19 protein-coding genes and 1 pseudogene are annotated in these 19,894 nt (G+C 53.7%); 3 read left to right on the forward strand and 17 right to left on the reverse strand.

Translation table 11 applies throughout. From position 1 onward, the window contains the following. Window positions 1–61: 61 nt before the first annotated feature. The 3 genes from VRC33_RS20465 to dnaB form a co-directional block, all read right to left on the reverse strand. Window positions 62–676 (reverse strand): YitT family protein, encoded by a 615-nt coding sequence (locus VRC33_RS20465; RefSeq protein ID WP_338558916.1) that lies wholly within the window; start codon window positions 674–676, stop codon window positions 62–64. A gap of 253 nt (window positions 677–929) precedes the next feature. After that, window positions 930–1,394, reverse strand: a complete 465-nt coding sequence (locus VRC33_RS20470; protein ID WP_338558918.1) for an Lrp/AsnC family transcriptional regulator — start codon at window positions 1,392–1,394, stop codon at window positions 930–932. Window positions 1,395–1,512: 118 nt separating this feature from the next. Continuing rightward, entirely contained in the window at window positions 1,513–2,928 is a 1,416-nt protein-coding gene (gene dnaB, locus VRC33_RS20475; protein WP_338558920.1) for a replicative DNA helicase, read from the reverse strand. A 95-nt stretch (window positions 2,929–3,023) separates the two neighbouring features. On the opposite strand from dnaB, the gene VRC33_RS20480 reads away from it, so the two are divergent. Beyond that, a complete protein-coding gene (locus VRC33_RS20480) occupies window positions 3,024–4,004 on the forward strand; it encodes a quinone oxidoreductase (protein ID WP_338558922.1) in 981 nt (326 codons plus the stop codon). A gap of 305 nt (window positions 4,005–4,309) precedes the next feature. On the opposite strand, the gene pspG is transcribed toward VRC33_RS20480, so the two are convergent. The 4 genes from pspG to VRC33_RS20500 form a co-directional block, all read right to left on the reverse strand. Next, entirely contained in the window at window positions 4,310–4,540 is a 231-nt protein-coding gene (pspG, locus tag VRC33_RS20485) for an envelope stress response protein PspG (protein WP_338558924.1), read from the reverse strand. 145 nt (window positions 4,541–4,685) lie between these two features. Then, entirely contained in the window at window positions 4,686–4,877 is a 192-nt protein-coding gene (locus VRC33_RS20490; protein WP_338558927.1) for a hypothetical protein, read from the reverse strand. Window positions 4,878–5,072: 195 nt separating this feature from the next. Then, window positions 5,073–6,068: a tRNA dihydrouridine(20/20a) synthase DusA gene (gene dusA / locus VRC33_RS20495; protein WP_338558929.1), complete on the reverse strand. Its 996-nt coding sequence runs from the start codon at window positions 6,066–6,068 to the stop codon at window positions 5,073–5,075. Between the two features lie 213 nt (window positions 6,069–6,281). After that, complete coding sequence (locus VRC33_RS20500) at window positions 6,282–7,532, reverse strand: conjugal transfer protein TraF (RefSeq protein WP_338558931.1); 1,251 nt, start codon at window positions 7,530–7,532, stop codon at window positions 6,282–6,284. 474 nt (window positions 7,533–8,006) lie between these two features. Between VRC33_RS20500 and zur the strand changes: the two genes are divergently transcribed. Further along, window positions 8,007–8,522, forward strand: coding sequence for a zinc uptake transcriptional repressor Zur (gene zur, locus VRC33_RS20505; RefSeq protein WP_338558934.1), 516 nt, complete (start codon window positions 8,007–8,009; stop codon window positions 8,520–8,522). A gap of 100 nt (window positions 8,523–8,622) precedes the next feature. Here the strand turns inward: zur and VRC33_RS20510 are convergent, their stop codons facing one another. The 4 genes from VRC33_RS20510 to VRC33_RS20525 all read right to left on the reverse strand — a co-directional run bounded on the left by VRC33_RS20510 (window position 8,623) and on the right by VRC33_RS20525 (window position 11,587). After that, window positions 8,623–8,832, reverse strand: a complete 210-nt coding sequence (locus VRC33_RS20510) for a CsbD family protein (RefSeq protein ID WP_338558937.1) — start codon at window positions 8,830–8,832, stop codon at window positions 8,623–8,625. A 243-nt stretch (window positions 8,833–9,075) separates the two neighbouring features. After that, a complete protein-coding gene (dinF, locus tag VRC33_RS20515; protein WP_338558939.1) occupies window positions 9,076–10,398 on the reverse strand; it encodes an MATE family efflux transporter DinF in 1,323 nt (440 codons plus the stop codon). A gap of 104 nt (window positions 10,399–10,502) precedes the next feature. Further along, window positions 10,503–11,111 (reverse strand): transcriptional repressor LexA, encoded by a 609-nt coding sequence (lexA, locus tag VRC33_RS20520; RefSeq protein ID WP_338558942.1) that lies wholly within the window; start codon window positions 11,109–11,111, stop codon window positions 10,503–10,505. A 116-nt stretch (window positions 11,112–11,227) separates the two neighbouring features. Next, window positions 11,228–11,587, reverse strand: coding sequence for a diacylglycerol kinase (locus VRC33_RS20525; protein ID WP_338558945.1), 360 nt, complete (start codon window positions 11,585–11,587; stop codon window positions 11,228–11,230). Window positions 11,588–11,715: 128 nt separating this feature from the next. On the opposite strand from VRC33_RS20525, the pseudogene plsB reads away from it, so the two are divergent. Next, window positions 11,716–14,138, forward strand: a pseudogene (plsB, locus tag VRC33_RS20530) (glycerol-3-phosphate 1-O-acyltransferase PlsB). An 85-nt stretch (window positions 14,139–14,223) separates the two neighbouring features. On the opposite strand, the gene ubiA reads toward plsB, so the two are convergent. The 6 genes from ubiA to VRC33_RS20560 form a co-directional block, all read right to left on the reverse strand. Next, window positions 14,224–15,108, reverse strand: coding sequence for a 4-hydroxybenzoate octaprenyltransferase (gene ubiA / locus VRC33_RS20535; RefSeq protein WP_338558947.1), 885 nt, complete (start codon window positions 15,106–15,108; stop codon window positions 14,224–14,226). Then, window positions 15,098–15,637: a chorismate lyase gene (gene ubiC, locus VRC33_RS20540; protein ID WP_338558949.1), complete on the reverse strand. Its 540-nt coding sequence runs from the start codon at window positions 15,635–15,637 to the stop codon at window positions 15,098–15,100. The genes ubiA and ubiC overlap by 11 nt, the downstream gene beginning before the upstream one ends. Window positions 15,638–15,761: 124 nt before the next feature. Continuing rightward, window positions 15,762–16,160: a phosphate-starvation-inducible protein PsiE gene (gene psiE, locus VRC33_RS20545; protein WP_338558951.1), complete on the reverse strand. Its 399-nt coding sequence runs from the start codon at window positions 16,158–16,160 to the stop codon at window positions 15,762–15,764. Between the two features lie 176 nt (window positions 16,161–16,336). Beyond that, window positions 16,337–18,433 (reverse strand): YjbH domain-containing protein, encoded by a 2,097-nt coding sequence (locus tag VRC33_RS20550; protein WP_338558953.1) that lies wholly within the window; start codon window positions 18,431–18,433, stop codon window positions 16,337–16,339. Then, the gene (locus tag VRC33_RS20555; RefSeq protein WP_338558955.1) at window positions 18,433–19,188 is read right to left on the reverse strand and encodes a capsule biosynthesis GfcC family protein; all 756 of its coding nucleotides are present in this window, start codon (window positions 19,186–19,188) and stop codon (window positions 18,433–18,435) included. Before VRC33_RS20555 ends, VRC33_RS20550 begins: the two co-directional genes overlap by 1 nt. Continuing rightward, entirely contained in the window at window positions 19,185–19,832 is a 648-nt protein-coding gene (locus tag VRC33_RS20560) for a YjbF family lipoprotein (RefSeq protein WP_338558957.1), read from the reverse strand. Before VRC33_RS20560 ends, VRC33_RS20555 begins: the two co-directional genes overlap by 4 nt. Window positions 19,833–19,894 lie beyond the last annotated feature (62 nt).

Raw genomic sequence — 19,894 nt, forward strand, 5'->3', positions numbered from 1 at the left:
GTTTGGTCAGGCTGACGCCGCTCAGAGGCAGCGCTTTGGTTAATTTTTCGTCGTAGGCTGGTCAGACGGAATAGCGGCCGGGGCGGTGATTCATCGCAATAATAAGATTAAGAATAACGGCTCCCGCAATTGATGCGGCCAGCATCGGTAATGACACCACAAACAGAGAAGCCAGTACCACACAGGTATCCACGCCCATCTGGAGCTTTCCGGCACGAATACCGTACTTATCCTGAAGCCATAACGCCAGGATATTGATGCCGCCCAGGCTGGCTTTATGACGAAACAACACTATAAACCCAATTCCCATTATCACGTTACCGAACAGTGTCGCGTAAAAGGGATCCAGCACGGAAAAGTGGATGAAAAGCGGATGCAAGTGAGTAAAGAGCGATACCAGCGCTACTGCACAGAACGTTTTCAGCGTAAATGCCCAGCCCATACGGCGCGCGGCCAGCCAGTAGAACGGCAGGTTGATGATGAAAAAAGCCATGCCAAATGAAGTGTGTGTCAGGTAGCTGATAAGGAAAGCGATACCGGCAGTACTGCCTGTCAGGGCGCCAGCCGTTTTCAGCAGCGTCACGCCAAAAGAGACCAGCAGCGTGCCAAAAACGATGGCAAGAGCGTCTTCAACTAACGTGTGGGGAATTCGGGTGGGGTGTACAACGTTATCCATAGTGCTGATTCTCAGAGAAATAATCCCTGATATAGCAAAAATCGCACCAATCCGGCAGTGCTGAAGACTGCCGGATGGTGCCAGCGAATCAACCCATTGAATACAAGGCGCTTTACTACACATTTTTGTGCATGAAATACGGGCTACTCCGTCATATCACGCACTAAAACTCTTTTTCCCGCGCGGCTCGCGCATTTCAGTGACTTTATATGCACTATTCTGATGCACGGCGCACCAGAATAGTGCGCAGGGATTATGCGGGCGTCATCATGCCATTCTCTTTCAACCGGGTAAGCACCACGGATGTTTTCACATGTGAAACGCTTTGGTGGCCAGCAACCAGCTGGCTGATTAAGGCACTCAGTCCTGCCAGATCCGCCACCGCTACTTTCAGTAAATAATCGGCATCGCCGGTGGTCTTATAGGCATCCACAATCGCCGACTGTTCGGCAACCATGCGGTGAAAGCTTTCAACGTACTCGGAGGTGTGGTTAATGAGGCGAACTTCAATCAGTCCGATCATCCCCAGTCCCACGGCATCTGGCGAGAGCCTGGCGTGATAGCCCAGTATCAGCCCTGCCTGTTCAAGATTGATTCGGCGACGTGAGCATTGCGAGGCGGAGAGCCCCACCAAATCACTCAGTTCCTGATTGGTCAGACGACCATTAGTTTCAAGTAAAGTCAGTATCTTAAGGTCGTGATCATCAATCTGAGTCATTATCGATCCGGGTGGCTAATCAGCATTGCTACCCGAACAGATAACCGCATTTTTTGCCCCCTTGTCCAACACTATTTTCCAATAGATACCAGGCTGGCAGGCGTTTATGCAGGCAGGATTATTCGTCGTCGTACTGCGGGCCGGCATAGTTATCAAATCGCGACCACTGGCCGTTAAAGGTCAGGCGAACCGTACCGATCGGGCCGTTACGCTGCTTGCCGAGGATGATTTCGGCAATCCCTTTCTGGTCGCTGTTCTCGTGATAAACCTCATCACGGTAGATAAACATGATCAAGTCGGCATCCTGCTCGATAGAGCCGGATTCACGCAGGTCGGAGTTTACCGGACGCTTGTCGGCACGCTGCTCCAGCGAGCGGTTAAGCTGTGACAGCGCCACCACAGGCACCTGCAGTTCTTTCGCCAGCGCCTTCAGGGAGCGGGATATTTCCGCAATTTCCAGCGTACGGTTGTCAGAAAGTGAAGGCACACGCATTAGCTGAAGGTAGTCAATCATGATCATGCTCAGGCCGCCGTGTTCCCGAAAAATACGGCGCGCGCGGGAGCGGACTTCCGTCGGGGTCAGGCCAGAGGAATCATCGATAAACATGTTCTTTTTCTCCAGCAGGATGCCCATAGTGCTGGAGATACGCGCCCAGTCCTCATCATCCAGCTGGCCAGTACGAATTCGGGTCTGGTCCACGCGTGAGAGTGAAGCCAGCATACGCATCATGATCTGTTCGCCTGGCATCTCCAGACTGAAAATCAGCACCGGTTTATCCTGCAGCATCGCGGCATTCTCGCACAGGTTCATGGCGAAGGTGGTTTTACCCATTGCTGGACGTGCTGCAACGATAATCAGATCTGAACGCTGGAGACCGGCAGTCTTTTTGTTGAGATCCTGATAGCCGGTATCCACTCCGGTTACACCATCGTGCGGTGTCTGGTACAGGGATTCGATCCTGGCGATCGTGGCCTCAAGGATTTGATCGACGCTTTTAGGCCCTGTGTCTTTATTTGCCCGGCTTTCTGCAATCTGAAAAACGCGGGATTCTGCCAGATCCAGCAGATCTTCGCTGGTACGCCCCTGAGGATCGTAACCCGCATCGGCAATTTCGTTGGCTACCGAGATCATCTCACGCACAACGGCACGTTCACGGACGATATCGGCATAGGCGCCAATATTTGCAGAACTTGGGGTATTTTTGGAAAGTTCTGCCAGATAGGCAAATCCGCCAACCAGATTCAGCTCAGCCCTGGTCTCCAGAGATTCGGAGAGGGTGATAAGGTCGATGGGTTTGCCCAGCTCCAGCAGGCGCTGCATTTCGCTGAAAATCATGCGGTGCGGACGGCTGAAAAAGTCCTGTGTTACCACACGTTCGGAGACGTTGTCCCAGCGCTCATTATCCAGCATTAACCCACCCAAAACGGACTGTTCCGCTTCCAGAGAGTGGGGAGGCAGTTTCAGCCCTTCCATCTGACGATCGCGAGGTTCACGGTTATCAACGGATTTGTTGGTGGGTTTATTTCCTGCCATAGTGATGCAATACCGAATAGTGTGGGGACGGGCAAGTATACCCGTTTGGGCTGCTGTCGTCCTCCCTCAATGACGCGGAATCAACAGGAGTGAGCATGGCAAAACGTATACAAATCAGCCAGCATGGCGGCCCCGAAACGATGCAGTTGGTTGATGTAGCGATGCCCGAGCCAAAAGCCGGGGAAGTGGTGGTTGAGAACAAAGCTATAGGTATTAATTACATCGATACCTACGTGCGCAGCGGTCTGTATCCTGCCCCGCTGCCTTCTGGTCTGGGTACCGAAGCGGCTGGCGTGGTGAAAAGCGTTGGCGAAGGCGTGACGGCTGTTAAGCCAGGCGATCGTGTTGTTTATGCCCAGTCAGCACTCGGGGCTTACAGCGATTTTCATGCTGTCCCCGTGGATAAGCTGGCGCTGCTGCCGGACAATATCTCCTACGAGCAGGCAGCGGCTTCCTTCCTTAAAGGGTTGACGGTGCACTATCTGTTACGTCAGACCTATGTTGTGCAACCTGATGAAGTTTTTCTGTTTCAGGCTGCCGCAGGCGGCGTGGGGCTGATTGCCTGCCAGTGGGCGAAAGCTTTAGGCGCACATCTGATTGGTACTGTGGGATCGGCTGAAAAAGCACAGCGCGCGAAAGATGCCGGAGCCTGGGCCACGATTAATTACCGCGAAGAAGACATTGCGAAGCGCGTCAGCGAACTGACTAACGGTAAGAAGGTTCGCGTGGTTTACGATTCTGTGGGCAAAGATACCTGGGAAGCCTCGCTGGACTGCCTGCAGCGGCGCGGTTTGATGGTGAGCTTTGGCAACTCTTCAGGCCCGGTGAGCGGCGTCAATCTGGGGATCCTGAACCAGAAAGGTTCTCTGTACGTTACGCGCCCTTCACTGAATGGCTATGTAACGACGCGAGATGCACTGACCCATGCCAGCAATGAACTGTTTTCACTGATCGGCAGCGGCGCAATCAAAGTAGAAGTGCCGGAGCAGCAGAAGTTTGCGCTGAAAGATGCGCAGCAGGCACATAAGACGCTGGAAAGCCGTGGTACACAAGGCTCAAGCTTGCTGATCCCATGATTGCCAGAGGCAAACAGGTTGAGGGCGTGATGAGCTTCAATCGTCAGAGCGAACAGCCTTGAGGCTTACCAGTTCTCCGATCTGCAGATGCAAACAGGGCTTCCCGCAGGAAGCCCTTTTTTTCTTTTTTATAGTTCGCGCTGGTTGTAGGGTCAGAGCGATGAATTCGTTTTAAATTCAGTGAAAACATCCTGCCAGAATTCATAAGTAAAAAATATGTTTAATTGCAAAATCATCCGTGCAATCCGCCAGGTTGTGATCCACTCCTCATTCCTGACAGCAAACTTTGCATTAACACATTGATACTAACGGGATAACCATCGATCAACTTTTGAGCCCGGTTTTTTATACGCGCGATATATCCATACGGCAACTACCGCCAGGGCCAGCCACGGCAACATTTTAATAACAATAGCCAGCATGCCGCCAAACAACATGAACAGAGTAGCAACGACCAAAGCCGCGAGTATGCCGAGCAGAGAAATGCCAGTCAGTAACAGCATCATAAAGAAGCCAAGGACAAATAAGATTTCCATCAGGGGTGCTCCTTAAAAAGATTCTTAAGGGACTATTACAAGAACTGTGCCAGGGTCATGAACAGGCTAACTCATTGAATGTTAATAGAGGGAAGCAAGGATATGGGGAAAATACTGGTCAAATACGTCACTAGTTGGTGAAATTTTAACTAAAACGCATACGTTGGCTGGCGGGGATCAGGTGCTGATCGGTAAAGAGCAGATTGTCTGAAGAGTCGTTAGTAAGGTCAGGATTTGCAGAAGGCATGTTGCCTGAAGAGTCGTTAGCAAGGTCAGGATTTGCAGAAGGCATGTTGTCTGAAGAGTCGTTAGTAAGGTCAGGATTTGCAGAAGGCATGTTGCCTGAAAAGTCGTTAGCAAGGTCAGGGAGAGTGGGCTGCCGCAAAGTCGTCGTGACCCCGTCCCTGGGGACTCAAGCGGCGTCCATGCCGCTGATGCTGACAGGTGACGCCTTTCCACCAGACCAGCCTTTGTTCTTAGTTCTTAGCCCTTAAGCCCTTGCCCTTAGCCCTTAGCCCTTAGCCCTTAGCCCTTAAACAGCTGCCGGAATCTTATCGGCGACGAGCGCCAGCGCCTGCTCAACCGTTTCAATATTTGCACCAGGCTTATGGGCATTCTCGCTCAGGTGACGACGCCACTGGCGGGCACCCGGGATCCCCTGGAACAAGCCAAGCATATGTCGGGTGATGTGACCAAGGTAAGTTCCCCGTGCCAGCTCCGCTTCAATATAGGGGTACATGGCACGCACTACAGCGACCGGATCGGGTGCTGGCAACTCACTGCCAAACAACTCGCGATCTACCTGTGCCAGCAGCCCCGGATTCTGGTACGCCTCGCGGCCCATCATCACGCCATCCAGATGCTGTAAATGCACTTTGGCTTCGGCCAGCGATTTCACGCCTCCGTTAATCGACATCGTCAGATGCGGGAAATCACGCTTAAGTTGGTAAACACGCTCATAGTCCAGCGGTGGGATCTCACGGTTCTCTTTCGGACTGAGACCCGACAGCCAGGCCTTACGCGCATGGATGATGAAATTGTCACAGCCGCCCTGCTCTGAGACCTGACGAATAAATTCACACAGGAACTCATAGCTGTCCTGTTCATCAATCCCGATACGGGTTTTCACCGTTACCGGAATCGACACCCGGTCCCGCATCGCTTTGATGCCGTCAGCTACCAGCGTTGGCTCCGCCATCAGACAGGCACCAAAACGCCCGTTCTGCACCCGGTCCGAAGGACAGCCCACGTTCAGATTGATTTCGTTATAGCCACGATCTTCCGCCTGCTTCGCGCACTCGGCCAGCGCCATTGCATCAAAGCCGCCTAACTGCAGGGCAACAGGCTGCTCTTCCTCACTCCATGCCAGATAATCGCCTTTGCCATGAATGATGGCACCGGTGGTCACCATTTCGGTATAGAGCAAAGAGTGACGCGTCAACTGACGCAGGAAATAACGACAGTGACGGTCGGTCCAGTCAAGCATCGGGGCAACGGAAAAGCGGTGTGCAGGTAAACTCTGGGTCATAAAGGATGCGAACTCGGTGTGATTAACAAATGACGATAATGTGCGCAATGATAACACGCCCCGCAGCGGCAAGCATTACCGGCAGGCCGCATAAGGCTCAGCATGTAGCACCGGGCTGAATGAAATCCCATACGCCCGATCTGAGCCGGGGCTGTGAGGTTCCGGATACAAAAAGGGCGCATCCTGGATGCGCCCTTTAAAGCAGAAGAGAAATCAGAAGGTGAAGTTCACCTGAGCCACTGCACCCCAGGTGTTGTCATCGCCCTTCATACCAGCCAGATCCAGATGCACCTTATTAAAGGGTGACAGACCAAAACCGGCGGTATAGACATTGGTGTCGTTGGATTTCATATCGGCACGGTAACCTGCACGCAGCTGTAACCAGCTCAGCAGGCGGTATTCGGCACCCACGCCCGCATACTGGCTCTCATCCTGAGTTTTAAACCGTTTGGTTGGCGTAACATCCACATCCAGGGCAGCCGTCAGACGCTCGGTATGGAAAGAAACACCCGGCGTGACGATGGGGCTAATCTGATAGGTATCTTTAAAGCCGTTGACCTCTTTTGTATCCAGATCGCGGGAGATAAGGTTCTGCGCGCTAAGGCCCAGCGTCCAGTTATCACCTACGTCTGTGGCTACACCTGCATCAAGGTTAAAGCCGGTGTCGTCGTTTTTATAACGGCCTTTTTTGAAATCTGATTTGTCATAGTTGTAAACCGAAGCGCTGTAGTTATACAGGTAGGTTTTTTGCAACTTAGGCGTCACGCCCACGGAGACCGGATGCCCGGCAATGGTGAACTCGTGCGCCACGGCAATCCCGTAGTCATACACTATCGCCCCACGCCCCAGAGCAGATGAAGTCAGGCTGTTCTGATTCACAAGTAGCGGGTTTACAGTGCCATCGGAGATGCCCTGTAATAAGTCGATATCACTCTGGGTAACGTCGGCAGAGATGTGCGCCGTACCGTAAGCTTTAGTGACAAAAGCAAAAGGCAGCACTTCGTTAGGAACAGTGACTGCAAATGCTGCCCCGGCAGTACCATGGGCCTGATTGCCTTTGATACCACGTAGCTGGCTGGCTAAATCGCCCGCCGCCGCCTGCACCTTCGGGTAATCAGTGGCGATATTAGCGAAGTTAAGATTGTTGGCAATATCCTGATAGCGATCAACGCTATCGGTCAGATCGTCAACCTTGTCCACCAGCTTGTTCTTGTCAGTCACCTGCAGACCGGCTGCCGGCAGAATAATGCTGACATCGTCATCCGGCTGCGCTTTGGTCATCAGTGCCGGGTTAGCCAGTACCGCAGTGCCGTAAGTAGAGGAGGCAACACCCGTTCCACCCATCGCGTCATTACGCGCATCGTAATAGTTGCCAGCGGCTAAAGCGCTCAACGGAGCCATAAATAAGAGGGGGATAACTACAGGACGGGAAAAGCTGTTCAACTTACGAATGATTTTGGCCATTTTACCTTAAACCCATGCAAAAAAAGGGGAAAAAACACCTGTATAAGCGTGAATAATTGCTGCCCGAATAATGAACATGGCGGCAGCATTTCATTGCTGAGAAGTAAGTAACAATGCAGGGGCTTTTCAGCTGATTGCCGAATTATTTATCTGTTACCACGCTAATCTATAAGCCCGGTACAGCAGTATTTATGGTTAAGAATTTCCTTATGCCCCGTAACAAGATAGCCATGAACGTTACCGGCTGCAAATAACATTAACAGGGTTTTATTGAAATAATATGGCACTGTTCAGAAATCATAAATTGATTAAGAAGAGTTAAGCCTTTTCACCTGACGCAAATACCAATTATTTCTGGAGTTTTTTCAGCGGCTTAAATTCGCTGCTGCAAAGAGCGCCTGAGGGCTGCCGGAGATTCGGCGTTTTTAAGCGGGCGTGATAACATAACAATCTGATCTGGCCTGAGGGGAAGTTATGAACGTAAGCAGTCCTGAAAAAATCCTGTCACAGGCAGAAGCCCTCTGTCAGCAACGCAATGTCCGCCTGACGCCACAGCGTCTTGAAGTGCTGCGGTTAATGAGCCTGCATAACGGGGCTATCAGCGCCTATGACCTGCTGGATTTACTGCGAGCCAGTGAACCTCAGGCAAAGCCGCCAACCATTTATCGGGCGCTGGATTTTCTGCTGGAGCAGGGTTTTATCCATCGGGTGGAATCAACCAACAGCTACGTGGTCTGCCATCACTTTGAGCAGCCGTCGCATACGTCAGCGATGTTGATTTGCGATCGCTGCGGTTCGGTAGCGGAGCAACAGGCAGAAGGCGTGCAGAGCATCCTGAAAACACTGGCCCTGACCTCAGGATTCGCGTTGACGCACAGCGTTATTGAAGCGCATGGATTATGCGGGAATTGTGCAGAGGTGGAAGCCTGTACGCATCAGGAAGCGTGCCAGCACGATCATACTCTGGTCTCTAAGAAACGGGGGCGTTAACCTGAAGGGGTGTGCTGAGAATTATGCGGCACATTCCATGTGCCTGGGTAGGAGCATCGTCCTGAAACATCTGTTTCTTGTCAGAGAAAGTTAATGTCTTTTAAAAACGGTGATTGTGGGTAGTTTCCCAATCGCTGACTTCTTTCTCAGCTTCGTCTTTAGCATAGCCATAACGTTCCTGAATCTTGCCAACAAGCTGATCGCGTTTACCTTCCACGACTGTCATGTCGTCATCGGTCAGCTTGCCCCATTTTTCTTTCATTTTACCTTTAAACTGCTTCCAGTTACCGCCGGCTTCGTCTTTATTCATCTTGTCACTCCTCGACCTTAGGTTTACACAGTGGTAGTAGTATCGTCTCAGCAATGCACTTAGCAGCAACATAAAACGCTGCTTAACTGCTGAACGTACAGGTAATTGTAGTAGAAGGTGGAGGATTTGCTCGCGAATGGAAAATTTTACACCCTATTTGCAGCAAAAGTGACAACGCTTATATGAAAAAAGTCTGTAAGATCAGAAGATAACGAAGCGGCAACCTCAACGTAACTAAATATTTCAGCCAGCAAACCAGCTGTTGTTCTGCCAGTGACGCCGCCAGAGCCACCACAGCGACAGGCCGCGCAATATCAGGAACACCGTTACGGCCAGCCATAACCCGTGGTTGCCAAGCACCGGCACGGTAAACAGCGTCAGCCCGTATCCGGCGGCCGCCACAACCATGCCGTTACGCATTTCACTGGCTCTTGTGGCACCGATAAACATGCCATCAAGCAGATAACACCATACGCCGCACACCGGCAGCACAATTTGCCAGAACAGATAGCTGTCGGCCTGCTGCTGTAACTCCGGTAGAGAAGTGAGTAAGGCAACGATATGTGTGCCACCCAATGCGTAAATGGCTGAGAAGAGTAACGCGACCAGCCCGGCCTGCCGACAGGCGGCATGCCATACCAGCAGCAATTTGCTGGCATCTCTGGCACCGAAGGCTTCCCCGGAGCAGGCCTCCACCGCGTAGGCGAAGCCATCCAGCGCATAGGCTGTGAAGGTCAGGAACATTAACAGGACCGCGTTCACGGCCACGATTTCGCCCCCCAGCCGCGCTCCGAAGATGGTCAGCGAGACAAAACAGAGTTGCAGCAGTAAAGAGCGAAGCATGATGTCGCGGTTCAGCCGCAGCAAACGCCCGAAATTGCCCCGCCATGCGTTTTTAAACAGGGAAAATGAAATCCCCCTCAGCTTTATTACCCGCCAGACCATCACCAGACCGATGAAAAACGTGGCGTACTCTGCTATCACCGTTGCTGCTGCTGCGCCCTGCACGCCCCAGTTCAGACCGATAACAAACCACAAATCCAGCACAATATTGACCAGGTTCCCCACTACCAGCAGGATCACCGGCGCACGAGCGTACTGAACGCCCAGTAGCCAGCCAAGCAGCACCAGGTTTGCCAGGGTAGCGGGCGCGCTTAACCAGCGGATGTGCATAAACAGGGAAGCCTGATGCAAAACATCCGCATCGCCGCCGACGATCGACAGCGCCAGTGAGTTGAGGGGGGATTTGAGCAGAATAAACAGCAGGCCAGCGATCAGCGCAATACAGAGAGGTTGCATCAGCGCGCGGGCAAGAGCAGGTTTGTCTTTGGCACCAAAAGCCTGAGCAGTCAGCCCGGTGGTGCTCATCCGCAGGAACAGCAGCAGCATAAAGAGGAAGCTGGTTGCGGTAGTGCCGACGGCAACGCCGCCCAGATAGGTGGGACTGTCAAGATGGCCGATGACCGCCGTATCCACCAGCCCGAGCAGCGGGACGGTGATATTCGACAGGATCATTGGCAGCGCCAGCCGCCAGAGGTTTTTATCTGAGTGAGAGAAGAACCGCATGGCCATCCACTGTGCGACGGGCTTAAAGCCGTGCCGCAGGCACCGGAAGCAGGTACCACGGCAATAAAAACGCGCCGCCGGGGCCGCGCGTCCGGGTCAGGCTGTTACAGCCAGTTGCCGTTGCGGATCACCCCGACGGCCAGACCTTCAATCGACAGCGTCTGCTGACGGAGATCCACCACAATCGGCTGAAACTCGCTGTTTTCAGGCAGCAGATGCACAATATTGCCCTGCTTTTTCAGACGCTTTACCGTGACTTCATCATCAATGCGCGCAACCACTACCTGACCATTACGCACATCCTGAGTTTTATGCACGGCAAGCAGGTCGCCATCCATAATACCGATATCTTTCATCGACATTCCGCTGACGCGCAGCAGGAAATCGGCGCCAGGCTTGAACAATTCAGGATCGACCTGATAGTGTCCTTCGATATGCTGTTCTGCGAGCAGAGGCTCACCGGCTGCCACGCGGCCAATCAGCGGCAGGCCGTCTTCCTCTTCCATCATCAGACGGATACCCCTGGAGGCTCCGGAGACAATCTCAATCACGCCTTTACGCGCCAGCGCCTTCAGGTGCTCTTCAGCCGCATTCGGGGAACGGAAACCGAGCTGTGTGGCGATTTCTGCCCGCGTCGGTGGCATACCGGTCTGGTTAATGTGGGCGCGTATCAGGTCATAAACCTGCTGCTGCCGTGCCGTTAGTGCTTTCATCCCGCCCCCTGGTTGTTTATACAGTCGACTGTGAGTATATACAGGTATTTCCAGGATGAAAACCTAAAGATGCGTAAAAAATAGCGGTATGTGACAAAGGGAAGAAAAGGCCGCCATCAGCGCAGCAGCAGCATCGCCCAGACAAAAACGGCCAGTAAAATGGTGATTAATACGGCGGCAGAGCCCATATCCTTGGCACGCCCCGATAAAGGGTGAAATTCGCTGCCGATACGATCCACCACGGCTTCCAGGGCACTGTTAAGAATTTCAACGATGATGACCAGCACGACAGACCCGATGAGCAGCACGCGGGTAACAGCATCCACATCCAGCCAGCAGGCCACAACAACCGCCACAATAGCGGCCACGGCTTCCTGACGAAATGCCGCTTCGTTCTGCCACGCTGCGCGTATTCCTTTCCATGAATAGCCTGCGGCTTTGAAAATACGGGTCAGTCCGGTGACGTTATTTGCCATAATGAGGGAACCCTTTGTGATGTTTACCGTCAATGTCTGGGTGGCGCACATTTTGCAACACCACAGATCTCACTGGCGCTTTCTGGTATGCTTGCGGCGCTTTGCTAACAAGAGGCTTCATGTTATCTATGTCAGGTTGGCGTAACTTATATTATAACTTATTGAATTTTCCAGTTAAATTACTGGTAAAAAGTAAAGCGATCCCCGCTGAGCCGGTCGTTGAGCTGGCGCTGGATACATCGCGCCCCATTATGTATGTGCTGCCTTATGATTCAAAGGCCGATCTTCTGGCGCTGCGTGAACAATGCCGCAAACAGGATCTTCCCGATCCCTTAGATCCGCTGGAAATCGACGGCACTGTGCTGCCTCGTCATGTGTTTATCCATGATGGCCCGCGCGTCTTCCCCTATTTCGTGCCAAATCTGGAATCTGTAAAACTGTTCCATGAATATCTGGACCTTCATCGCAGCAACCCTCTGCTTGATGTGCAGATGGTGCCGGTGTCGGTGATGTTTGGCCGCGCGCCAGGCCGCGAAGTACAGGGTGATGAACAGCCGCATCTGCGGGTACTCAACGGCATCCAGAAATTTTTCGCGGTGCTGTGGCTGGGTCGTGACAGCTTTGTGCGTTTCTCCCCTATCGTCTCCCTGCGCCGTATGGCGACGGAACACGGTACGGATAAAACCATCGCGCAGAAGCTGGCGAGAGTGGCAAGAATGCACTTTGCCCGCCAGCGCCGGGCAGCCATTGGCCCCCGTCTGCCGGTGCGTCAGGATCTGTTTAACAAGCTTCTGCAATCCAAGGCCATTGCCAAAGCGGTGGAAGATGAAGCACGCAGCAAAAAGATCTCCCATGAAAAAGCTCAGCAGAACGCTATTGAGCTGATGGAAGAGATCGCTGCGGACTTCTCCTATGAGGCTATCCGTCTGACGGACCGCATCATGGGCTGGACCTGGAGCAAGCTCTATCAGGGCATCAACGTTAACGGTGGTGAACGCGTGCGTCAGCTGGCGCAGGACGGGCATGAGATTGTTTATGTGCCCTGCCACCGTAGCCATATGGATTATCTGCTGCTCTCCTACGTGCTCTATCACCAGGGACTGGTACCACCGCACATCGCCGCCGGTATCAACCTGAACTTCTGGCCAGCCGGCCCGATTTTCCGTCGTCTGGGTGCATTCTTTATTCGCCGTACCTTTAAAGGCAACAAGCTCTACTCCACGGTATTCCGTGAGTATCTTGGCGAACTGTTCACCCGTGGATACTCGGTGGAATACTTTGTGGAAGGGGGCGCTCACGCACCGGCCGACTGCTTGATCCAAAAACCGGCACGCTGTCGATGACCATTCAGGCCATGCTGCGCGGCGGTAACCGCCCTATCACCCTGGTGCCGATTTACATCGGTTACGAGCACGTGATGGAAGTGGGCACCTACGCAAAAGAGCTGCGTGGCGCGACCAAAGAGAAAGAAGGCTTTATGCAGATGGTCCGTGGCCTGCGCAAACTGCGTAATCTCGGCCAGGGCTATGTCAACTTTGGTGAACCCCTGCCGCTGGTGACCTACCTGAATAAGCGCGTGCCTGAGTGGCGCGAGGCTATCGATCCTATTGAAGCCCAGCGTCCGGCCTGGTTAACGCCAGCGGTGAACGATATTGCCCAGCGCGTAATGGTCAGGATCAACAACGCCGGTGCGGCGAACGCCATGAACCTGTGCGTGACCGCCCTTCTGGCTTCGCGTCAGCGCTCGCTGACCCGTGAGCAGTTGATTGGTCAGCTGGAATGCTACGTACAGCTGTTGCGCAACGTGCCCTATTCGCCTGATTCGACCGTCCCGGATATGACGCCAGAAGCGATGCTGGACCACGCCCTGAGCATGAATAAGTTCGAGATTGAGCAGGATAATATCGGCGAGATCATCGTTCTGCCACGCGAGCAGGCCGTGCTGATGACCTACTATCGCAACAACATTCACCATATGCTGGTGATGCCGTCGCTGATAGCGGTGATCCTGATGCACTATCGTGAGCTGACCAGAGCCGAGCTGCTGCGCCAGATCAGCGTGATTTATCCCATGCTGAAGAGCGAACTCTTCCTGCACTGGAACAAAGAGGATCTGCCAGGGGTGCTGGACTCGCTGCTCAGCGAGATGGCCCGTCAGGGGCTGCTGACCGCGGAAGATCAGATGCTGCGTCTAAGCCCTGCGCGCTTCCCTACGCTTCAGCTACTGGCTGCGGGCGTGCGTGAAACACTGCAGCGTTATGCCATCACCTTCTCGATCCTCAGCGCTAACCCGTCGATTAACCGCGGTACGCTGGAGAAAGAGAGCCGGACGATGGCTCAGCGCCTGTCGGTTCTGCACGGTATCAATGCGCCGGAATTCTTTGATAAGGCCGTGTTCTCTTCGCTGGTGTTGACGCTGCGGGATGAGGGTTATATCAGTGATACCGGCGATGCGCAGGTAGAAGAGACGCATAAGGTCTATCAGATGCTGGCAGACCTGATTACTCAGGAAGTCAGAATGACCATCGAGAGTGCAGGGCCGCACGAGTAGGCTTTGCCTGACCAGTCCCTGATTAACCGTATAAACGCCTGATGAAGTTCATCAGGCGTTTTTTTCAGGACGTACACCGGGTCGATCAGAGCCAGTCGACCAGCGGCGAGGTGCTCAGGGCAATACCGATAAAAAGTACCATGCCGACGAGGTTATTGTTCAGGAACGCCCTGAAGCAGGGATCCCTTTCGCGGCCGGCGATCAGTTTTTGCTGGTGGATAAACAGCGCTCCCGCCAGCAGCAGAGACCAGTAGAACGCCCCACCAAGCTGCATCATCCAGCCAATAAGGGCCATCAGAATCAGCGTTGTCAGCTGAAGCAGGCCGATAATCAGCCTGTCGAAACGGCCAAAAAGAATGGCCGTAGACTTCACGCCTATCTTCAGGTCATCGTCCCGATCTACCATCGCATACTGGGTATCGTAAGCCACCGTCCAGCAGATATTGGCGGCAAACAGCAGCCAGCAGGTTAAGGGCACGGTTACACTTACGGCTGCCCACCCCATCGGGATTGCCCAGCCAAATGCGGCGCCCAACACCACCTGCGGCAGGTGAGTGTAGCGCTTCATAAAGGGATAAACCCAGGCCAGCGCCAGCCCGCCAAACGACAGCCAGATGGTCATGGCGTTCATGGTCAGCACCAGACAGAAGGAAACCAGCACCAGACCGGCGAACAGCAGTTTAGCTTCTTTAGAGGTTACCGCCCCGCTGGGCAGAGGGCGCGCCCTGGTACGTTTAACGTGACCATCAATCTTCCGGTCGGCGTAATCATTCACCACACAGCCCGCGGCACGCATAAAAAAGACGCCGAGGGTGAAGACGATGAGCACCTTCAGCGGCGGGATTTGCCCGCCTGCCAGCCACAACGCCCAGAAGGTGGGCCACAGCAGCAGCAGGGAGCCAATCGGCTTGTCGATGCGCATCAGACGGCTGTAAGCCTGGAATTTACTCACTGGCACACTAGTCTCCACGTAACAGGCTCCCTGCTTCCGGCAAAGACCGATAGAGCGGTGCCGGAGGTAAAAACAGTTCGGTCAGCAACAGAGGTTTACCAGAGAGGCGCAACCGTGAGCGGCGCCCCCATAATCCCTTGTGCTGGCCGGGTTCAATAAAATCGCGCGTCAGCGTGGATGAAGCAAACAGATAGCGCCCCAGAGGCCGGGTTCCCAGTTGCTGCAGCATCTGTTCCGGGCCAATTAATGTGGATTCCGGCACTATGGTGCGTCCGGCAAGCCAGGGCTCACCATCCCCGCACAGCAGAATTTCACGGAGCCAGTAACGGGATTCCTGCGGCAGTAATGCCACTTCCTCACCCACCTCTTCCGGGCCAATAAATCCCTCGCGTACCACGTTGACCGTCACCTTCTGGCAGTGCCGTTCAAAACGCTGGGTCATGGAGTCTTCTTCCATCAGCCAGTCCAGCAGAGGTGCAGTAAGCAGCGGCGAGTTGGCAGGCAGCCACTCAAGGGCGCGCAGTTGCGACAGCGCGTTAAGGTCCATCAGGCATCTCCGGACAAAAATTTTGCCATAGTGTAACGCAGAGGTTGTGAGAGAACACAGAAGCAGGGAGGAAATTGTGCGGTTTTCACCAGAAGTGGGCGCGCCCTGTCAGCGCGCCGGAAGATTATTCGCGTCTCAGCCGGTTGCTGTTCGCCAGCCATAACGTCACGACCAGGATCAGGATGGCAATGGAGTAGGCCAGCGTATCCAGCGGGTTTTTGTGATCGACAATGATCAGCCGGATAATGGCCGTGATGCCGATATAGACAAAATAGCGCAGAGGGAAGTGATAGCCCGACTGGAAATATTTGACGATCAGCGCAATAAACTCGAAGTAGAGAAAGTAAATCACTATCCCTTCGATCAGCAGATAAGAGGAAGTCTGTTCGCCAGTGTTGAGTAACACGTTTGCCAGATGTAAGGTCTCTTTACCCAAAAAGATTGCCAGAATACAGGCTAAAAATATCAGTCCGATATTCAGTAACATCTGTAGAAACCAGGCGATGCGCGTGGCGGTAATCATGTGAAAAACCCCTTAAAGTCACTGTATCCGTCAGAATAATCCTGATGAGCACAATATGCTTTAGTGTGAGCCAGTTCACAAGTTTTGCTTAGCGCTTTCATGCTGATGCAGGCAGGAAAAACAGGAGGCCGGGCGGCATAAACGTTTTGCCCCCCTGACGCCCCCGGCCACTGCTTTTAGCGGAAATCGATATCGCGATCGGTGGTCATGTCATACAGCTGATACTTACGGCCCAGCATCTGACCGCCATCACGCGTCAGCGGCGTCCAGTTGACCTGCGCACGGCCCCGCGTTGGCGAAGCGGTAAACAGATCCATTGGAATCGAAATATAGAACCCTTTGGTGAAATCACCTTCACCATACTCTTCTGCCGAGACGTTGGTTTTGGTGGCATAAGCACCCACAATCACCCCACTGTCGAACTGACGGGAGATGTCCACGGTCGCGCCTTTATCCTCGGCCAGATACTGGCCCACGCTCGCTTTTACCAGCACCTGATTGTTGAAGAACGAAGGCCGCCAGTAAGCCGTCACGTTACCCACTTTGGCTGAGTAATCGTTAAACTGCATCATGTTGTCCCAGTCACGCTGCTTAACGTAGTTGGCATCGATGCCAAACGCCCAGTCAGAGTCCAGCGGACGGTACAACACTTCGCCCCCTACGCCGCCATACATGGTTTCCAGATAGCCACCGTAAACCTGGCCATAGAAGCCGTTACCCAGCTCATGCATGTAGTTGGCTTGCAGGTTATTAACGTAGACGTTGTTTTCCACGTAATCGCGGATATGGGTACGCACGCGAGGCAGTGAAGAGTCATTCGGTGCGCCGTTGTAATTGAACTTGTCGTAGTTGTTAGTCAGGTTGCCAAACACACTGCCGTCAATTAACAAGTGTTGGGTCAGCCAGTAGCTGGCATTGCCCATCACCCCGACCTGATACAGGTAGAAGCTTTCTGGTCCCCCCACAGACTGGTTAAGCACCGGCGAGAGGCTGTAGTTGAAGCGATCGCCGTCGATGTAATAACCCTGCTGAGTATGACCCGGTTCCACAGGTTCAATACGTTTCTGATCCAGAGGCTGCTCTTTGCCCAGCGGATAACCTTCCAGCTGCTGACGCAGGCTGGCAACGCTGGTCTGGGTGGTTACCTGAGGCATCCGGTTGCGGGTTTCGGTGACGTTCAGCGTGTCGACACCAGAAGGCAGGTTGTTCATCAGGATCACGTTGGCACGATCGATCCCTTCCTGGGTATTGCGATATTTCGACTGCTGGCCAGAGGCATACATCGTATTGCCTTTGACCTGAATATTCGGAGCAGTCAGACCAGCATTGTATTTCAGATCGGTCAGCTGGTTAGCCACGGTGGTGGGCTCCAGGAACTCACCCTGCGGCTGAGGCTTATAGGCCGGTTTTGCTGAGTCAATTGAGGCAGTATGCAGATCGTTGAAATTGGTGCGCAGCGTAAAGCCGGCCATAAAGGTGTTGCCACGCTCATAGCTGACGTTAACATCGGCCCAGTCGGTCAGGCGGTAAATCGCCCCGACGTTGATTTTGCTTTTCTGCTCCAGGCGTCCGGCAAAGTCATCCTGATAATCGTTGCCTTCATATTCGGCTTTCAGTCGCAACGGCTGCCACGGCGTCTGATACTCCACGCCGCCGAAAATCGCCGCCGGGCCTTTGAACATGTCTTTGCCGTTTACCGATCCGGCTGTACCACTGCTTTCAGAGCGATTGCAGTAATTGCTGTCGGCTTCACAGAACGGGTTTTTCACCGTGCCGCTGTTGCCCAGATAACCGAAGCCCAGGCCGAGGGTAAAATCAAACGGGCCCCAGGCTTTGGTGGCCACCATGTATTCGCTGTCGAACAGGCCGGTACCGCCCAGGTCACGGGCACCTACGGAGACTTCCGGCAGCCAGTAGCCTTCCTGCCACAGACGGGCTTTCAGATCGAAGGCTTTATCTTTATAGCTCTGATTACCACTGAAGCTGTCCACCGCACTGTAACGACGGGTTTTCACGTCGGTGTAGCGGATGGTCGCTTCCAGCCAGGGAAAGAGCTGCACTGAGGATGAGTAGAAGCGATACTGATCGTTATAGCGATAGTTCAGGCTGAATTCGCCATCTTTTGCCATACGGGCCGTGGGAACCTGAAGCAGACCCACGCCGCCGAAGTCTGACTGCGAAGGCCCTACCGGATCGGGATACGTCGCCGCCTGCGCCTGGCAGGCACAGGCCACGGAGATAGCCATCAGGCTGAGAAGATACGTTTTTTTCATCAGTCAGGGATCCGGTGCGTCAAAACAGAAACAATCTGCTGGTTGAGATCTTCGTCGTCACCAGGCAGCGTCCAGGAAGAAAAGCCCACAAAAATAGTGCTGCCAGCTTCAGGCTCGACGTGGCGGCGATTCCAGTAAGCGACAGGAACCTCCTTCACTTCACCGTTGGGGGCAATCACCAGAGCAACGTTACGCTCTGCACCTGATAGGCGGGGATGATTTTCCAGGTAGTCCACCACGCTGCGGCCCGGTAACCAGGTGACCTGACCGCTGCTGGCGATCGCTCCGGCAAGCCTTACCGTCGCAGGCTTGTTCAGCGTATAAACGCTGTAATCGCCTTCCAGTCGACGGTTCTCCTCCGGATGGGTTCGGACCCAGTCCGGATCCAGATTGGCTAACTGACGGCCCGTGACGTTGACGGATGCCACCTGCTGTAAGACGTTATCCACCACCGCAGCCTGTTCGCTATCGCCTTCTGCATGAAGCTTATTGCTCCAGGCTTTCAGACGCGCCAGTACCTGTTGCTGCTGCTGGACAGCCACTGCCGTAGCCAGTTTTTCGGCAATCACCGTACCGGGCCACCAGCTTTTGCCCATCAACGCCGGGCTGCTGACCAGTTCCGCCAGATTCTTTGCATGACTGACTGTCGACGTCTGGGCCTGGCCGGGAGAATAAACCGTTACCTGACTTTCTGCGCACACGCTCAGCGAGACGCAGGCTGAGAGGCCTGCGAGAAGAAGAGTTATTTTTTTCATGATTTCGCGGGCTTCAGGATGGTGGTTTCAAGTGGGAAATAGTCGCCGCCCAGCGTTTGCTGTGACTGGCGAACCTGTCCGGTAGTGGTGTCAATCCAGAAAATATTCGTCCAGGATTTGCCCTCAGCCGGCAGCTCAACCTCTTCCTGCCAGACCCGGCAGGCAACGTTTTTACCGGCCAGTGCCAGTACCTGATCTTTCAGTCGGGTGAAGCGCGAGGTGGCAGTTCCTGCCCGGAATTTCCCGGCTTCAGTCCAGCTCAGCGTGCGGGTCCAGCTTGCGCCTTCCGTTAACTCCAGCGGCTTAATCAGCGGGTCCTGCTGCAGATTAGTGACCTCGGTGAGGTTGTCACTCAGCCCCAGGGTTTTCACCACACGGCCATGCTGAGTCACCACCATCGACCGATCGCGGGTGATCCATTTTTGCTGGCCATTTTCATCAAAGCCCAGCACCACAAAGATACGCTGCCCGTGATTCACGCGCAGGTACATGCTGGCATAAGGCAGACTTTCTACTTGTTCATCAGAGACCTGAACGTCGTCCGGCCCGAGCAGAGCGAGTTTTACCGTCTCTCCCAGCCCTTTTTGTGTTTGTGTACAGGCCTGGAGAAGCAGGCATAAAAGCAGCAGTGGTAGGTAGCGCACCTGTGTGTGTCCCTGAGCAAAGTCGACAATGTCGAAAAATAACCACACAACTGTGTGGTTAT

Origin of the sequence: Erwinia sp. E_sp_B01_1, from assembly GCF_036865545.1 — a bacterium.
Lineage (GTDB): Bacteria > Pseudomonadota > Gammaproteobacteria > Enterobacterales > Enterobacteriaceae > Erwinia.

Excerpts from the sequence above, each read along its gene's own strand:
- VRC33_RS20465 (WP_338558916.1), bottom strand. The coding sequence starts at position 676 with ATGGATAACGTTGTACACCCCACCCGAATTCCCCACACGTTAGTTGAA.
- VRC33_RS20470 (WP_338558918.1), bottom strand. The coding sequence starts at position 1,394 with ATGACTCAGATTGATGATCACGACCTTAAGATACTGACTTTACTTGAA.
- dnaB (WP_338558920.1), bottom strand. The coding sequence starts at position 2,928 with ATGGCAGGAAATAAACCCACCAACAAATCCGTTGATAACCGTGAACCT.
- VRC33_RS20480 (WP_338558922.1), top strand. The coding sequence starts at position 3,024 with ATGGCAAAACGTATACAAATCAGCCAGCATGGCGGCCCCGAAACGATG.
- pspG (WP_338558924.1), bottom strand. The coding sequence starts at position 4,540 with ATGGAAATCTTATTTGTCCTTGGCTTCTTTATGATGCTGTTACTGACT.
- VRC33_RS20490 (WP_338558927.1), bottom strand. The coding sequence starts at position 4,877 with ATGCCTTCTGCAAATCCTGACCTTACTAACGACTCTTCAGACAACATG.
- dusA (WP_338558929.1), bottom strand. The coding sequence starts at position 6,068 with ATGACCCAGAGTTTACCTGCACACCGCTTTTCCGTTGCCCCGATGCTT.
- VRC33_RS20500 (WP_338558931.1), bottom strand. The coding sequence starts at position 7,532 with ATGGCCAAAATCATTCGTAAGTTGAACAGCTTTTCCCGTCCTGTAGTT.
- zur (WP_338558934.1), top strand. The coding sequence starts at position 8,007 with ATGAACGTAAGCAGTCCTGAAAAAATCCTGTCACAGGCAGAAGCCCTC.
- VRC33_RS20510 (WP_338558937.1), bottom strand. The coding sequence starts at position 8,832 with ATGAATAAAGACGAAGCCGGCGGTAACTGGAAGCAGTTTAAAGGTAAA.
- dinF (WP_338558939.1), bottom strand. The coding sequence starts at position 10,398 with ATGCGGTTCTTCTCTCACTCAGATAAAAACCTCTGGCGGCTGGCGCTG.
- lexA (WP_338558942.1), bottom strand. The coding sequence starts at position 11,111 with ATGAAAGCACTAACGGCACGGCAGCAGCAGGTTTATGACCTGATACGC.
- VRC33_RS20525 (WP_338558945.1), bottom strand. The coding sequence starts at position 11,587 with ATGGCAAATAACGTCACCGGACTGACCCGTATTTTCAAAGCCGCAGGC.
- ubiC (WP_338558949.1), bottom strand. The coding sequence starts at position 15,637 with ATGGACCTTAACGCGCTGTCGCAACTGCGCGCCCTTGAGTGGCTGCCT.
- psiE (WP_338558951.1), bottom strand. The coding sequence starts at position 16,160 with ATGATTACCGCCACGCGCATCGCCTGGTTTCTACAGATGTTACTGAAT.
- VRC33_RS20550 (WP_338558953.1), bottom strand. The coding sequence starts at position 18,433 with ATGAAAAAAACGTATCTTCTCAGCCTGATGGCTATCTCCGTGGCCTGT.
- VRC33_RS20555 (WP_338558955.1), bottom strand. The coding sequence starts at position 19,188 with ATGAAAAAAATAACTCTTCTTCTCGCAGGCCTCTCAGCCTGCGTCTCG.